This window comes from Chitinophaga sancti, from assembly GCF_034424315.1.
In the GTDB taxonomy this organism is placed as follows: domain Bacteria; phylum Bacteroidota; class Bacteroidia; order Chitinophagales; family Chitinophagaceae; genus Chitinophaga; species Chitinophaga sancti.
Genome location: NZ_CP139972.1, coordinates 7,476,405 through 7,490,360, shown reverse-complemented (window position 1 = coordinate 7,490,360; position 13,956 = coordinate 7,476,405). Strand labels below are relative to the sequence as shown.

The window sequence follows — 13,956 nt, the reverse complement described above, 5'->3', positions numbered from 1 at the left end:
TGGATGCGTAGCCACTGCCATTTTTGATACGATAACATCAATTTACTGAAAAAAATGTAGATTTATCACATATTTTCTGAAATTTTTGTATCACAACCCTCTTTATGGCGAAGCATAAACTCCCTGAGAACATCCCGGCCCAACTCGATGACCTCGATTTTTCCATTTTATCGCATTTACAGCAGGACGGCAGGGTATCCTTTACCGTAATTGCCGAAAAGCTGAATGTATCCATCGGCACCATCAGAACCCGGTTTAACCGCCTTATTGAAGACGGTACCATCAGCATCATTGGCAGAGTAGATCCGGACAAAGTAGGTTTCAGGTCCTATGCACACATCGCCGTCTATATCCGCCCCGCTACCTTCAAAGAACAGGTAGCCAGGCACATTGCCCAACTCCCCGAAGTAAGTTTCCTGGCCATGACCTCCGGCGCCTATGACCTGGAAGTAAATGTAATGTGCAGAGACAATGACCATTTAGTACAGTTTGTGAACCAACTGTCTGAAATCGAAGGCGTATACCAAACAAATACCACCATCTACTTCAAGGTGTATAAGTATGCTCAGCCCGATTTAAGCCTCTTAAAGGAATAATTTCCTTTTTTTACCAGCCAAATTATACCGACCGGTATTGCAACCTCACCGCAGTCATCCTGCCAAACGCCCAACTATGGCCCGAAAAGGGAGATAACCCGCTAATAACCTGCCTATATCCCGCCTGTAAGCCGCCTATAAGCCGCATTTATAAAGAGGCGGGATATCTACGGAATATCTACGGGTTAACCCCGGCTTAGCTCCTTTTTTTGACGGTTGTTTAACACTTGCTCCAGGCGATTCTCTTTAATTTTGCACCCGGACACAAACGATTAACCAATGATTGTATTAGACTCATTTTACAACCGCAAACAGGAGATCATGCACGGCGTCATTCACGCCGTAGGCATTCTCTTCGGGCTGAGTGCCCTCCCCGTGCTGACCGGTATTGCCGCTACCCATGGCAACACCCCCGGCATTGTAGGTGCCGGCATTTACAGCTTCTGCTTTATCCTTTTATTCACCTGCTCTACCGTATACCACCTGGCCCAGGAGCCGCAAGTCAAAAAGCTCTTCGTGGTACTCGATCATATCAGTATCTATTTCCTTATTGCAGGTACCTATACACCATTCCTGCTGGTGTTTATGAACAATGCCTTCGGCATCACACTGCTTTGCATTCTGTGGGGACTCACCGCTATCGGGGTCGTGTTTAAATCTTTTTTTACAGGGCGCTTCAATATTCTAAGCACCATCATCTACCTGATAATGGGATGGATCATGATCGTAGGCGGTAAAACATTCTTTAACTACCTGCCCATCCCTGTCATCGTCATGATTGCAATAGGTGGTGTCTTATATTCTATTGGCGTATATTTCTATCTCAGGGAAAAAGGCGCTTATACCCACGCCGTATGGCATAGCTTCGTGCTAGCTGCCGCCATTTGTCATTATGTGGCAGTACTACTATCCGTGTAGAATTTTTATTTTGGAGCTATAAAATTGAATGTTATGAAGAAAGCCATGCTGCTGTTGCTGATATGCCTGACCGGGGTACAGGTCAGTCAGGCACAGGACAAGCCACGTTTCCAGGAGGATGTCCAGACGATTAAACACTATGATCAAATGTACGCCCCTCCTGCAAACCCGATTCTTTTTGTAGGTAGCTCGTCTATCCGTAAATGGGAAGACCTGGAAAGAACCTTTGCATCTTACGAAGTAATGAACAGAGGGATTGGCGGTGCAAAAGTGAATGATATTATTTTTTACCTGGATGATATTGTGTTCCCTTATCACCCAAGAGAAATTGTATTGTATGTAGGTGAAAACGATATTCCCGATGGCGTGCCCGCAGATACCGTACTCGCACGTACGAAAAACCTCATTGCAGGCATCCGTGCAAAACTGCCGGAAACACCCATCACGTATATCTCCATCAAACCAAGCCCTTCCCGCGATAAATACAGGCAAACCGTACAGGAATCAAATACTCTGATTAAAGAATTTCTGAAAACACAGCATAAAATTACATGGGTAGATGTATATACGCCCATGCTGACGAAGGAAGGGAATTCAAGACCGGAGATCTTTCAGAGCGATATGCTACACCTGAATAAGGATGGTTATAAGATCTGGAAGAAATTAATTCAACCGACACTGATTAAGTAAAAAACATTCGTGAAAGGCGGCATTCACCAGGGTGAATGAAAAGCATGTTCAAATAAAGAGGTTATACCCAAAGTAAAACTACCCGGATTTAGTTCGGGTACCTGATGGAGAGAATTTTTATTGATGTAATTCTCAATGCCTTCAAATTACTTTTGATATAACCTCTTCTATTTTTAATCTGAAATTCTTTCCAGCGGCAATTTCAATCCACCCGTCATCAGGTACGCCTTCACCACTTTTCCCGCGGCATCCGTTACAAACTCTATCTGCCTGTCTGTACCATCACCATAATAGAATTTCTTTTCTGATTCAGGTATCAGCTCTATATCATCTATCCCATTCCCCTTGCGGTATAATTTACCCTCTTTCCTGATCAGCGCTATAAACATCTTTGAATAATAAGTGCCCACATAATTATCAATGACAGCATTATTAATCGCCACCTGCTTATGCACATAAGGATTCACAACCGGCATATCCAGCATTATACCTGCCAGCGCACCCGCTATGTAAGGCGCATTGGATTCATTGTTTGATAATACGATCACATTAAAATCGCCGTCCTTATACCAGCTGATAAAAGAACGATACCCAGGTATCCCCCCACTGTGCCAGATCCTGGGATGCGTATCCAGGCTATCTACAAACAAACCATAACCATAGTTACCCATGTAAGCAGTCGTCATTTTCTTCGTACTCGTTGCCGACAATACTTTATTGCCCAGCAATGCCTGATCCCAGGCCAGCAAATCACTCACCGTAGCATACATACCACCAGCGGCATACGGACCTGACATGGTATAGAATGGGATATTGTAATCGCCCCAGTAACCATGTGTACGATAAGGTAAAATCGTATCCGGCCGATCCATGCCCGTATTCTTCAGCCCTGCTTTATCAGTAATTAATTTCAGGTTATCCACAAAAGACTGACCCGTTACCTTCTCTATGATATACCCCAACAGGAAATAATTGGAATTACTATATGCCCATTGTGTACCCGGTGTAAATAAATATGGTTGATGCTGAAAACTACGGATAAAATCTGCCGGCGCCACATCCAGCACGTCCGAGTGAAGATCGCTTTCAGGCAGTGTTGTATAATCCACGATCCCCGTTGTCTGGTTTAGCAACATGTGAAGAGTGACCTGGTCACCCTGCGGAAAATCGGGGAGATATTTATTGAGCTTGTCATCCAGGCTCAGTTTACCCGCTTCTTCCAGGTGAAGAATACAGGCAGCCGTGAACTGCTTGGTTATAGAACCGATGCGATATTTGCTATTTATAGTGTTTTTCACATGCCATTCCCTATCTGCTTCTCCAAAGGAATTACTATAGATGATTTTCCCTTTCCGGGCAACTAATACGGTGCCACTAAAATTAGCAACTGTAGTCTGCGCACGCATATATGCCTCCATTTTCAATGGAATCGTGGTTTGCGCATGGACCACAAAGGGTAAGAGGATAAATGCAAATATCTTTTTCATAGAATGAAGATACGATTTCCAAAAACTAAATAATGTTCACATCGATTACCCCTTCAGCATTCGTGAGTTTTGCAATACAATCATCACTGAGATGACGGAGGTGCAATTTCTTACCGGATTGTTTGTACCGTTCCGTCAATTTATCCAATGCCTGGATGGCACTCATATCGGTGACGCGACTGTTTTTAAAATCAATAATGATTTCCTCCGGATCGGTGTCTATATCAAAGCTGGCATTAAAGGTGCTGACAGCGCCAAAAAATAAAGGTCCATTCACTTCGTAGTGTTTAATTCCCCGGGCATCCGTGTAATTTTTTACATACAGTTTGTGCGCGCTCTCCCAGGCAAATACGAGCGCGGAGATCACCACACCCGCTAATACGGCCAGTGCGAGGTTATGCAACCATACCGTGATGCCGGCTACGAGCATGCCGGTAATGACATCATGAAGAGGCATTTTATTAATGAGGCGGATACTGATCCATTCGAAGGTACCGATAGCCACCATCATCATTACCCCAACCAAGGCCGCCATTGGCACTTTTTCAATGACCGGTGCACCAAATAGAATCACCATTAAGATGGTGATAGCTGCAACGATACCTGATAAACGGGCCCTGGACCCGGCTGAAAGGTTCACAAAGGTTTGCGCGATCATCGCACATCCCCCCATACCGGTGAATAAACCATTTAACACATTCGCACTCCCCTGGGCAATACATTCTTTATTGCTACGTCCTTTTGTACCTGTGATGTCATCCACTACATTTAATGTAAGCAAAGATTCAATCAAACCTACACCTGCCATTACCAATGAATAAGGGAAAATAAGTTTCAATGTTTCAAACGTCCAGGAAATAGCCGGAATATGAAACGGAGGGAAACCACCACTAAGTGCAGCAATATCCTTTACTGTCCTTGTATGAATACCAAAACCCAATACCAGCCCAAATACAATGATGATAGCGACGAGTGATGCTGGTACTGCCTTTGTTAACTTAGGAAAGAAGAACACGATGGCAATCGTTAATAATACCAAACCCAGCATGATATACAAGGGGGAACCTGATAACCATTCTCCACCGGGTATTTTAAACTGCTGCAACTGGGCCGTGAAAATGATAATCGCCAATCCATTTACAAATCCATACATCACCGGTTGCGGTACCAGCTTTATAAATTTCCCCAGGCGAAACACACCGACCAGTATTTGTAAAAGTCCAGCCAGCATAACTGCTGCAAATACATACTCGATTCCATGCGATTGCATCAGGGCTATCAATACTACTACTGTCGCCCCCGCTCCACCGGATACCATGCCAGGACGACCGCCTAATACTGCTGTTACCAAACCCATGATAAAGGCAGCGTATAAGCCGGTTAAAGGTGAGAAACCTGCTAATATTGCAAAGGACAGGGATTCCGGAATCATGGTCATGGCTACCGTGAGCCCTGCCAGGATTTCGTTTTTAAAATCAACTTTTTGCTTAAAGTCAAATAAATTCAGGTAAGCCATTATGCTGCTTTATTAATTGTGCGCGGGGCGCAAAGTTAGCCGATTTTTTCCGCCTTTCCTTTAATTTCGCGCTATGCCCATACCTGCAAACATCTTATTCAATGCCCTAAAGCATCACAAAGGCTATATCCGCCAGCAGATCGCCACTGCTACTCCCACCACTTTACCCGGTTTACTGAAGAAACTGGGGAACTCCCAAATGGATATTTACTATGGATATTTAACACCGGAAAGACTGTTTGAAGAGGTATTAGCCCAGATCCCTGCGGAAACAGCAAGCGCTTACCTGGCCTGGCTAAACGGGGAGTATAAGGAGATCATATTATCTGACAACTCAAAATGGATCCTACTGGAAGGTAATGTACCGGGGCAATACATCCATCTGCACCCCGCCAGGTATTCACCGGAAAGCATGCGGGTAAAAGCGCCTATCTTAAAAACAGCCATTGCCTGTATTGTATGTCATCCCCGGATAGTACACCCGGACCTGGTTATGGTCAATCAAATACGCAAGACGATACTGCAGCTCTCTCCTGTTAAAGACCTTGCCCAGTGTCAGCACCTGTGGCAGGTGATGAAGATGCTACTTGTCTGAATAAATTTTCCTTTGTCAATACAGGTTCATTGGGATCCGGTCTGTTTTTGTATTTAACACCGGTGATGAGGCCAGGTGATTGCTAAGACTGGTATGATATTTCTTATGACATAAAGAAAAACCGATTAGATTATGATGGACAAAATGCTTGAGAACGCTTATCATTGGATCGTTCTCTACGCAGGATGGACACTGTTTACCGGGGGCCAACATATGGAGATGATGAAATTGAATCTTTCCTGAAATCCTCTTTTCTATATCCTACATCATTTTTTCCTTCCCACTTACATTCGCATTGCAGGTATCTGCATTGAAAGGCTGTCCGGGTACATTGGCGCAGACAGCATTAAATAAATTTTCCCAGTCCGCTGTAAAGCGTTCTATATTAAATCGTTTGAGAGCCGTCTCCCTGGCTGCCTTACCCATTCGTGCTGCCTGTTCCGGATCATTCATCAGCAGTTTCATTTTATCTACCAGGAAGTCGAGATCAGTGTGGATCCAGCCATTCACGCCATTTTCAATGACGGTCACCAGTTCGGTGGTAGCCAGGCCAATAACAGGTAACCCCTGCATCATTGCTTCACATACTGCCAGTCCTAAGCTGGTATGGCGTACCGGGTGAAAGAAGTAGCGGTACTTACCTCTGAAAGCAGGCAGCTGCGGATGCAATACTTCGCACCCTCCTACTGCTTCGTTGCCCATGCCTGCAAGATCTACCGGCACCTGTTTACTTACCTGCTGGAATACATCCCAGCCAAGTGCACGGCCCCGCTGCGGGAGGTGATTGATAACGGTAATGCCCTTATCCAGTTCCCCGGTATAAGGGATATCCGAATCAGTGACACCATGCTCTATCACGGTCACAGGAGTACGATTATTATCCCACATCAGGCGATTATAGTGTGTGACATGTACAAGGCAGATACGACGGTCATTCACCGTATGGCGGGTGCCAAAAGGGCTTTTGAGCGGGGTATTGTGCTCCAGGTACACCCTGGGTAGCCTGCGCTGTGTAGGTGTCAGTATTTCGTATTGATCTACGAGATAGTTCTTTACTGACTGGTACATGATGACATCAAAGTCATAGTTCTTCACCATATCAGCAGGAATTTCAATTACATTACTTCCAAAAGGAAATGTTCTTCCACGACCATAGTAACCGGGCGTACGCTCATCATTTACAGGGATATATATATCATAGTTCCCTTGTGACAGATAATACAAATAACTTCCGTGAATATGCCATGTAAAGATTTTCAATCTGGTTCCATTTCCAACCCGGGTCATCATACAAACAGAAATTTGATTTTATAGTGAGTGAATATTTTTCGCATTGTTGATAGATTATAGCCAAGCATACATGTGGAACGTTCGTCAGATAGTGCTTAGTGCCTCTTGCTAATAGTAACAAGAAGCAAACCAATAGTACTCAATGAATAAGGAAACCTTGTGTGAACAGGCGTTTGTTCGGATGAAAGTGTTCCGCAGTGGGCGGGGTTTTGAAAGCCGTTGAGAAAGTTGTTCCCCAATTGTAGGAACCATGGGAACAGGTGAAGGTAATGTACAGATCGCCCGAAATCCTTTTCCGGGGCGGTTAAAAAGACAATATTGATAGAGAAGAGTACGGCCAGTAAAACGCTCATTTTTCAAATTAATATACGCTACAACTGTAGTTGAATTTGATAAGATGATTACGATATATTAATTTTAGTAGTGAATAAATCTTTATTGTTATGCCCGAAATTCCAGACCTTGAAGTGTTCAGTATGAACCTCACTAAATTACTGAAAGGGAAAGTGGTAAAAAAACTGGAAGTACCCTTTCCTAAAAAGCTCAAAACGCCCATAGCCACACTAAAGAAACAAATTGAGAAAAAGCAGCTCACGGAAATATATAGGGAAGGGAAACAATTACGACTTGCATTTGGCAAGGATATAAGGTTAGGCTGGCATTTAATGCTGCATGGAGAACCTGCATTGTTTGAAGGAAACAAATATCCTAAATGGACGATCATCGCCCTGCAGTTTACAGATGGTACCGGATTGGCGATGACTGACTTCCAGGGTCAGGCCATGGTGACACTAAATCCGGAAGAAAGTGAGGTACCTGATGCCATGTCGAAACAAGTAAATACAAAATACCTGCAGACAGTGTTAAGCAATTCGAAAAAGAAAATAAAAGATGTGCTGATGAACCAGGACCTGATTCGCGGCCTGGGAAATGCCTACACAGATGAGATCCTCTATGAGGCCCGTATTTCACCGTTCTCTGTTGCTGACAAGATCCCGGCTGCCCGGGTGAAAGTACTTGCCAGTAGTATTAAAAAAGTATTGAAGGATGGTATGAAGCAAATCCTCAAACATGATAAGGACCTGATTAGCGGAGAATACAGAGACTTCATGAAAGTGCACCATGCGAGAAAAGAGAAGAGCCCCGGAGGGGCTTCTATTCAATCGCATAAAGTAGGCTCACGTAAAACTTATTATACAGATGAGCAGGAATTATTTTAAGCGGTACTTTCGGAACAGCTCACATGAGATTCGTCCGGTTATTTAAGGCATCTGCGGATAAAAATGAATTGCTTTTTGCCCAGGAAACGATCTGTTTTTTTCCAAAGCTTGTAGTCATACTCAATGAGTTCATTAAGTGCGTAATCCCAGATGTTATTATCGAAGCGGCATTCCCCGATAAAGGTACCACTTGGTTGCCTGCTCAGGTAAATTTTGATCCAGTAGAAATCTTTGTAATCATGGCCGGGTTCGGTGATCTCCCTTTCAAAGACTTCTTTGATAGCCGGATACAGGATGTCGGGGAAAGTGTTGTCATGGAGTTCTGCCATATCTTCCATAAATGCACCCTGTGCCTGCAGGTGACTGTAGTTGAGATGGAATTCATCACCTGTAGGGCTCCGGAGCTCATACACAGGTTCATAATACCCCAACAAACATTGGAGGAAGCCCGTGAGAAATCCCCTGAAAAAGGTGTAAGCACCCTGCGACATAGATTCTTCGGGGTTAGTGCCAATAGCAGCCATTTCTTCATACATGATATTGTCTCCCCTGAGGCGGATCATAAAAGCCAGGTGATATACTTTCACTTCATTACCATGTTCTTGTACGCCTAGCACATCACAAACAATTTCAAGCTCGATCTCCGGTATCTGAACAGTATCATTTACTGCTTCGATACCAGGAGTAAGGGGTAGTTCAAAATCAAACGATTGAATAGCATTCGCCAGGTAGCTTGCCAGCGTGGGTACAAGTACATTAGTTTCCATGTAGGTCAATTAGCTTAGTTCGTAGCAAACTTAAAAAAAATTTGACTATTTATAGCAAAGGCTGCTGCATGGTGCTGTGGTGGAATATGCTTAAATTGTTTGTCCAACAAAACCCCATCGTTATGATACTAACCAATAAAGCTTTCAGCGGATTTTCAGTAAATGATATTAAAAAAGCAAAGTCCTTCTACCAGGATAAACTGGGCATAGAAGTGACTGATGGCCCTATGGGTGTTATGGAGCTGCATATAAACAAGGATTCAAGGATATTAGTGTATCCGAAGCCTACCCACTCTCCTGCTTCGTATACCGTATTAAATTTCCCGGTAGATAATATTGATCAGGCAGTAGATGAGCTGAGCAGTAAAGGCATCCGGTTTATACAATATGGCGGTGAAATCAAGACAGATGAAAAGGGCATTTTCAGAGGCGGCGGGCCATTGATTGCCTGGTTTGAGGATCCGGCAGGAAATATTCTGTCAGTGATCGAATCACCTGAGCGCGGTATGTAATTACTGAAAGCAGTACCTTTGCGCTCATGGATTATTTTAAAAAGTTACTGGACCTGCTGAAGATTGAAAGAGAAGAAGATCGCCAGTCATATATTTTATTAGCAGAAAAGTCATCTGTATCAGAACGTCGTGCCAACGGGCTTAGCTGGTATCCTATTGCCATCAGGGGAACGGAAATGAGCCGCGGCGACTACCTGACTGTCGAAGTAGAGCGCACCACCCACCAGGATATTCCCCATCAACTGCGGTTTGGGGTGACTGCCGTACTGTTTTCCAACCACGATCCGAAGAAAGATAATATAGAGGGTACCGTTTCTTACCAGAGCGGCAATCGCCTGAAAATCACCTTACGCACCGACGAGCTCCCTGAATGGGCTAATGACGGCAAATTAGGCATTGACCTGTCATTTGATACCAATAGCTACGAAGAGATGACAAATGCCTTAAAACAGGCATCAGGAGCTGAAAAAAATCAGTTGGTACAAATCCTCACCGGCGGGAAAGCGCCTACCTTTAATAATGAACTGCCACGCTATACCCATCCCAGGCTCAATGCTTCCCAGCAGGAGGCGGTAAACCGGATTCTGGCAGCCAATGAACTAGCTATTGTGCATGGCCCTCCGGGCACCGGTAAAACCACGACCCTTGTTCAGGCCATCAAGGCCCTGTATGCGCAGGATCGTAAACAGATCCTGGTGGTAGCACCCAGTAATACCGCGGTGGACCTGCTGAGCGAAAAACTCAGTGATGAAGGAATGAATGTATTACGTGTAGGCAACCCTGCCAGGGTATCTGAAAAACTGATGTCGCTCACCCTTGATAGCAAAATGGCTGAACATAACAGCATGAAAGAGGTAAAGCGCCTGCGCAAACAGGCCAGCGAGTTCAGAGACATGGCCCATAAGTATAAGCGGAATTTTGGTAAGGCAGAACGCGAACAGCGCAAAGCCCTCTTTGATGAAGCACGCAATATTATGAAAGCCGTGGAAAACACCGAGTCTTATATTGCTGAAGACCTGATTAATAAAGCACAGGTGATCACGGCTACCTTAGTAGGTGCGAACCACTACACCGTGAAACAACTGAAATACCACACCGTAGTGATAGATGAAGCCGGACAGGCACTGGAACCAGCCTGCTGGATTCCCATCCTGAAAGCGGAGAAAGTGGTGCTGGCAGGTGATCATTGCCAGCTCTCCCCTACCATTAAATCTGACGAAGCAGCCCGTAAGGGTCTTGCACATACCTTACTGGAGAAATGCACTTCGCTGCATCCGGAAGCTGTCGTATTGCTGGAAGAACAATATCGTATGCATGCGACTATTATGGGTTATTCCTCTTCCATTTTTTACCAGGATAAACTGAAGGCACATGCCTCTGTGGCTGCTCACCTGCTTTTTTCTGCAGATAGCCCCCTGGCCTTTGTGGATACCGCGGGTTGCGGCTTCGATGAACAGACGGAAGGCACCAGTACTACGAACCCGGAAGAAGCGGCGTTCCTATTTAAACATCTCTCCCAGTTCGTAGATACCCTGCACACACATTACAAACCTGCGGATTTCCCCAGTATTGCGATTATCTCTCCTTATAAGCAACAAATACAATTATTAAAAGAGCAATTACAGCATTCACCGGATCTACAGCCTTTCGGCGACAGGATCACGGTGAATACAATCGATAGCTTCCAGGGCCAGGAAAGGGATATTGTGTATATCAGTATGACACGAAGTAATAGTGATAACAAGATCGGTTTCCTCTCTGACATCAGGCGTATGAATGTGGCCATGACAAGGGCCAGGAAGAAGCTGGTGGTGATCGGGGATAGCGCTACGCTCTCCCAGCTGCCGTTCTATGCTGACTTCATTGCCTATGCAGAAGGCAAAGATGCTTACCAGAGTGCCTGGGAATATATGGCATAAGTACCTGCTCAAATCACGTATTAATACGCTAGGCGAATTTTTTTTGGGGTTCTACCTTTGTTTCACCACAACGAAGTATAGTTTATCACCCCAAAAAAATCGTCATGGAAAATCTGAAGATTCCCGGTCTGTCAGCGGAACAACTCTTTACCCGCCAGACCTTCTTATTGCAGTCATTTATTTCTAAGTCTGCTATCACCAACAGCAATACTACCTGGGAAGAGCTTTCCTGCGTAGGCTACAATCCCTCCAAAGGCAAGCTGGAGGCGATTGTAAGCATCAAGCAATCCAGCGGCTACAGCGGCGGTCTTTGTAGCAACGGTTCTAAAGAATATGTACGCTTCTTTGTAGATTTCAAAGATGGTAGCGGATTCCAGGATATGGGATACACCAGCTTCAAAGTAGCAGACATTTCTGAAGCACCTGCTGGTCCGCAACATCCGCTGAAGTACATGACCTTCCTGTACATCAATGATGAGAAATACCGCCGCTTTCTTTCCTGTAACCAGGCAGTCATTCCTACTGTGAGAGCCGTGTTATCCTGGAACACCATTCCTTCTGCTGATCCGAATGCTGTTCCATATTATGGTAGTGTTAAGAATGTGCATATTCAACTGCCCCGCAAAAAGTTCATTATCTGGGATGACATTTTCACACTGCTGAATGTGAAGGAGAAACCAGACTTTTTAGCGAATATTGACCTGCAGGCAAAGGTAGACTTACCACCTGTAGTCTCTGTGCCGCCATTAGAGCAGCTGTACACTAGCTACAAGCGTGCGGAGGTGCCGGATCACCGTACTTTCTATCCGTCTGTTGCCGCAAAGATCAGCAACGGCACCAAATTCTATAAAGCTGTTTCTGGTTACAACCTGGCAGATATTAGCAAACTCAAAGTTGATATCAGTGCTATTTCCAAGATCATCCTGCAACCTGTAGGTCAGGCAGATGTAACATTTGAAGAAGTGACCTGTGTAGGTCTGAATACGGCACAGGATACACTGGGTGCGGTAATCAAAGTAAAAAAGAACAGCGGTTTCAGTGGCGACATGTGTCATGCAGGCTCACAGGAACATGTGGCTTTCTGGGCTGACTGGGATAACAACGGTACTTTCACCCAATACTTAGGTACGGCCAGTGTAACCGTTCATGATATCAGCAACATTCCTGAAGATGGCCTGTATTACAATGTAGACCTGCCTATTAACCTGAGCAAACATATCAGGAGCTGTACCAATCCTAATATTATCAGGGTGCGTGCTGTACTATCCTGGTCTTCGCTCCCTTCTACTACGAATCCGAATGCACTGAATACATGGGGCAACAGGGTGGATGCTGTGGTGCAGATCCGTCCAAGCCAGGCAGCGCATGTGGAAGGAGAACTGACACTGGTGGGTGGCGTAGACCGCGATTCCATCGATACGGTGAGTTTCCTGGTGAACGCATCCTCTTCTCCTACCAGGGATAATAACCGTCCTTATGGTGGATGGGTGAGCTTCCATGGGATCATTAACCGGAATGGTTTCAATGGTGAGATCAAGTATAAGATTGAATACAAGAAGTATGGTGCAGCTGATAGCACTTATGCACCGGTATCTACTGCAGAAAGTTTTGCAATGATCGATTTCAACCCGGATCCGAACCTGGAATACGCAGATGCACAAAATCCTGCAGATGGCTGGTTTATTTATAAAGCCAATCCGGCACTGGGTATTTACAATGAATACAATTACCTGGCTGGCTGGAGCACTGGTGGCCTGGCTGATGGCAAGTATACGATCCGGTTCTCGCATTACGATGCTACGGGCACGGTTGTATATCCGGATACTTTCTCCGTGGTGATCTGTAATGAGCCGATGACGATTAGTCCTACCGCGAATACATCGCTGGATGTCAGCAAATCAATTGACCTGGTCATCACAGGTGGCGATTGTCATTGCTATGATAAGACAGATGCAAATCACATGATCAATGGTGCGCTGCGTGCTACGCATCCTTACTTTGCGAACTGGGATTTCAGTCTGCAACCATCTTCGCACACGAATGGCGCTTTCCCCGTTCCACTGAATCACTATTATAATAGTATTGGTGATAATGGTGATGCTAATTTACCATGGTCACTGGATGTGAAGGGGATGGATACCTGCGGATATGCATTGAGTATCTCCGCGCAGACAAGAGTGATCCTGAATAGCAGTACACAGTTCCCATGGTACGGTGTAAAGGCGGTGGGATTCTCAGTATCTCAGAAGTGTCCTAACGCATAGTTGTTGTTTATAGTTTTAGAGAGGGGTGGCCTATTCCACCCCTCTTTTGTATTTTTATGATATGGCAACAAACCAGGAGGAATGGTCTGATTATTTTAATAATAGACACTGGCTAAGTTTGTAATAAAAAACAGCCATTTTTTATTATTTTGTTCCGGTATAATTTTATTAGGGTCTCAACT

At 44.8% G+C, this 13,956-nt stretch carries 12 protein-coding genes; 8 read left to right on the top strand and 4 right to left on the bottom strand.

Going from position 1 to position 13,956, the window contains the following annotated elements; genetic code table 11:
- Window positions 1-104 precede the first annotated feature (104 nt).
- The 3 genes from U0033_RS29525 to U0033_RS29515 all read left to right on the top strand — a co-directional run bounded on the left by U0033_RS29525 (window position 105) and on the right by U0033_RS29515 (window position 2,204).
- Window positions 105-596: an Lrp/AsnC family transcriptional regulator gene (locus U0033_RS29525; protein WP_072362095.1), complete on the top strand. Its 492-nt coding sequence runs from the start codon at window positions 105-107 to the stop codon at window positions 594-596.
- 279 nt (window positions 597-875) lie between these two features.
- The gene (gene trhA / locus U0033_RS29520; RefSeq protein WP_072362093.1) at window positions 876-1,514 is read left to right on the top strand and encodes a PAQR family membrane homeostasis protein TrhA; all 639 of its coding nucleotides are present in this window, start codon (window positions 876-878) and stop codon (window positions 1,512-1,514) included.
- 33 nt (window positions 1,515-1,547) lie between these two features.
- Window positions 1,548-2,204: a GDSL-type esterase/lipase family protein gene (locus tag U0033_RS29515; protein ID WP_072362091.1), complete on the top strand. Its 657-nt coding sequence runs from the start codon at window positions 1,548-1,550 to the stop codon at window positions 2,202-2,204.
- Window positions 2,205-2,377: 173 nt separating this feature from the next.
- Here U0033_RS29515 and U0033_RS29510 read toward each other — a convergent pair whose 3' ends face one another.
- Entirely contained in the window at window positions 2,378-3,691 is a 1,314-nt protein-coding gene (locus tag U0033_RS29510) for a serine hydrolase domain-containing protein (RefSeq protein ID WP_072362089.1), read from the bottom strand.
- Window positions 3,692-3,716: 25 nt separating this feature from the next.
- Window positions 3,717-5,207 carry a SulP family inorganic anion transporter gene (locus U0033_RS29505; protein ID WP_072362087.1) on the bottom strand — a complete coding sequence of 497 codons (1,491 nt, stop codon included), beginning with the start codon at window positions 5,205-5,207 and terminating at the stop codon, window positions 3,717-3,719.
- Between the two features lie 73 nt (window positions 5,208-5,280).
- On the opposite strand from U0033_RS29505, the gene U0033_RS29500 reads away from it, so the two are divergent.
- The gene (locus U0033_RS29500) at window positions 5,281-5,802 is read left to right on the top strand and encodes a hypothetical protein (protein ID WP_072362085.1); all 522 of its coding nucleotides are present in this window, start codon (window positions 5,281-5,283) and stop codon (window positions 5,800-5,802) included.
- 261 nt (window positions 5,803-6,063) lie between these two features.
- Here the strand turns inward: U0033_RS29500 and U0033_RS29495 are convergent, their stop codons facing one another.
- Window positions 6,064-7,092: a glycosyltransferase gene (locus U0033_RS29495; protein ID WP_083571554.1), complete on the bottom strand. Its 1,029-nt coding sequence runs from the start codon at window positions 7,090-7,092 to the stop codon at window positions 6,064-6,066.
- A 443-nt stretch (window positions 7,093-7,535) separates the two neighbouring features.
- Between U0033_RS29495 and U0033_RS29490 the strand changes: the two genes are divergently transcribed.
- Window positions 7,536-8,312, top strand: a complete 777-nt coding sequence (locus U0033_RS29490) for a DNA-formamidopyrimidine glycosylase family protein (protein WP_072362081.1) — start codon at window positions 7,536-7,538, stop codon at window positions 8,310-8,312.
- 38 nt (window positions 8,313-8,350) lie between these two features.
- On the opposite strand, the gene U0033_RS29485 is transcribed toward U0033_RS29490, so the two are convergent.
- Entirely contained in the window at window positions 8,351-9,079 is a 729-nt protein-coding gene (locus U0033_RS29485; RefSeq protein ID WP_072362079.1) for a DUF6348 family protein, read from the bottom strand.
- A 122-nt stretch (window positions 9,080-9,201) separates the two neighbouring features.
- Between U0033_RS29485 and U0033_RS29480 the strand changes: the two genes are divergently transcribed.
- From U0033_RS29480 to U0033_RS29470, 3 genes are all read left to right on the top strand, one after another.
- A complete protein-coding gene (locus U0033_RS29480; protein WP_072362078.1) occupies window positions 9,202-9,591 on the top strand; it encodes a VOC family protein in 390 nt (129 codons plus the stop codon).
- Between the two features lie 26 nt (window positions 9,592-9,617).
- Window positions 9,618-11,510 carry an AAA domain-containing protein gene (locus U0033_RS29475; RefSeq protein WP_072362076.1) on the top strand — a complete coding sequence of 631 codons (1,893 nt, stop codon included), beginning with the start codon at window positions 9,618-9,620 and terminating at the stop codon, window positions 11,508-11,510.
- Between the two features lie 104 nt (window positions 11,511-11,614).
- Window positions 11,615-13,774: a hypothetical protein gene (locus tag U0033_RS29470; RefSeq protein WP_072362073.1), complete on the top strand. Its 2,160-nt coding sequence runs from the start codon at window positions 11,615-11,617 to the stop codon at window positions 13,772-13,774.
- Window positions 13,775-13,956 lie beyond the last annotated feature (182 nt).

Bases quoted from the DNA above. Each gene is read 5' to 3' on its own strand.
- U0033_RS29525 (WP_072362095.1), top strand. From the start codon at position 105: ATGGCGAAGCATAAACTCCCTGAGAACATCCCGGCCCAACTCGATGAC.
- trhA (WP_072362093.1), top strand. From the start codon at position 876: ATGATTGTATTAGACTCATTTTACAACCGCAAACAGGAGATCATGCAC.
- U0033_RS29515 (WP_072362091.1), top strand. From the start codon at position 1,548: ATGAAGAAAGCCATGCTGCTGTTGCTGATATGCCTGACCGGGGTACAG.
- U0033_RS29510 (WP_072362089.1), bottom strand. From the start codon at position 3,691: ATGAAAAAGATATTTGCATTTATCCTCTTACCCTTTGTGGTCCATGCG.
- U0033_RS29505 (WP_072362087.1), bottom strand. From the start codon at position 5,207: ATGGCTTACCTGAATTTATTTGACTTTAAGCAAAAAGTTGATTTTAAA.
- U0033_RS29500 (WP_072362085.1), top strand. From the start codon at position 5,281: ATGCCCATACCTGCAAACATCTTATTCAATGCCCTAAAGCATCACAAA.
- U0033_RS29495 (WP_083571554.1), bottom strand. From the start codon at position 7,092: ATGATGACCCGGGTTGGAAATGGAACCAGATTGAAAATCTTTACATGG.
- U0033_RS29490 (WP_072362081.1), top strand. From the start codon at position 7,536: ATGCCCGAAATTCCAGACCTTGAAGTGTTCAGTATGAACCTCACTAAA.
- U0033_RS29485 (WP_072362079.1), bottom strand. From the start codon at position 9,079: ATGGAAACTAATGTACTTGTACCCACGCTGGCAAGCTACCTGGCGAAT.
- U0033_RS29480 (WP_072362078.1), top strand. From the start codon at position 9,202: ATGATACTAACCAATAAAGCTTTCAGCGGATTTTCAGTAAATGATATT.
- U0033_RS29475 (WP_072362076.1), top strand. From the start codon at position 9,618: ATGGATTATTTTAAAAAGTTACTGGACCTGCTGAAGATTGAAAGAGAA.
- U0033_RS29470 (WP_072362073.1), top strand. From the start codon at position 11,615: ATGGAAAATCTGAAGATTCCCGGTCTGTCAGCGGAACAACTCTTTACC.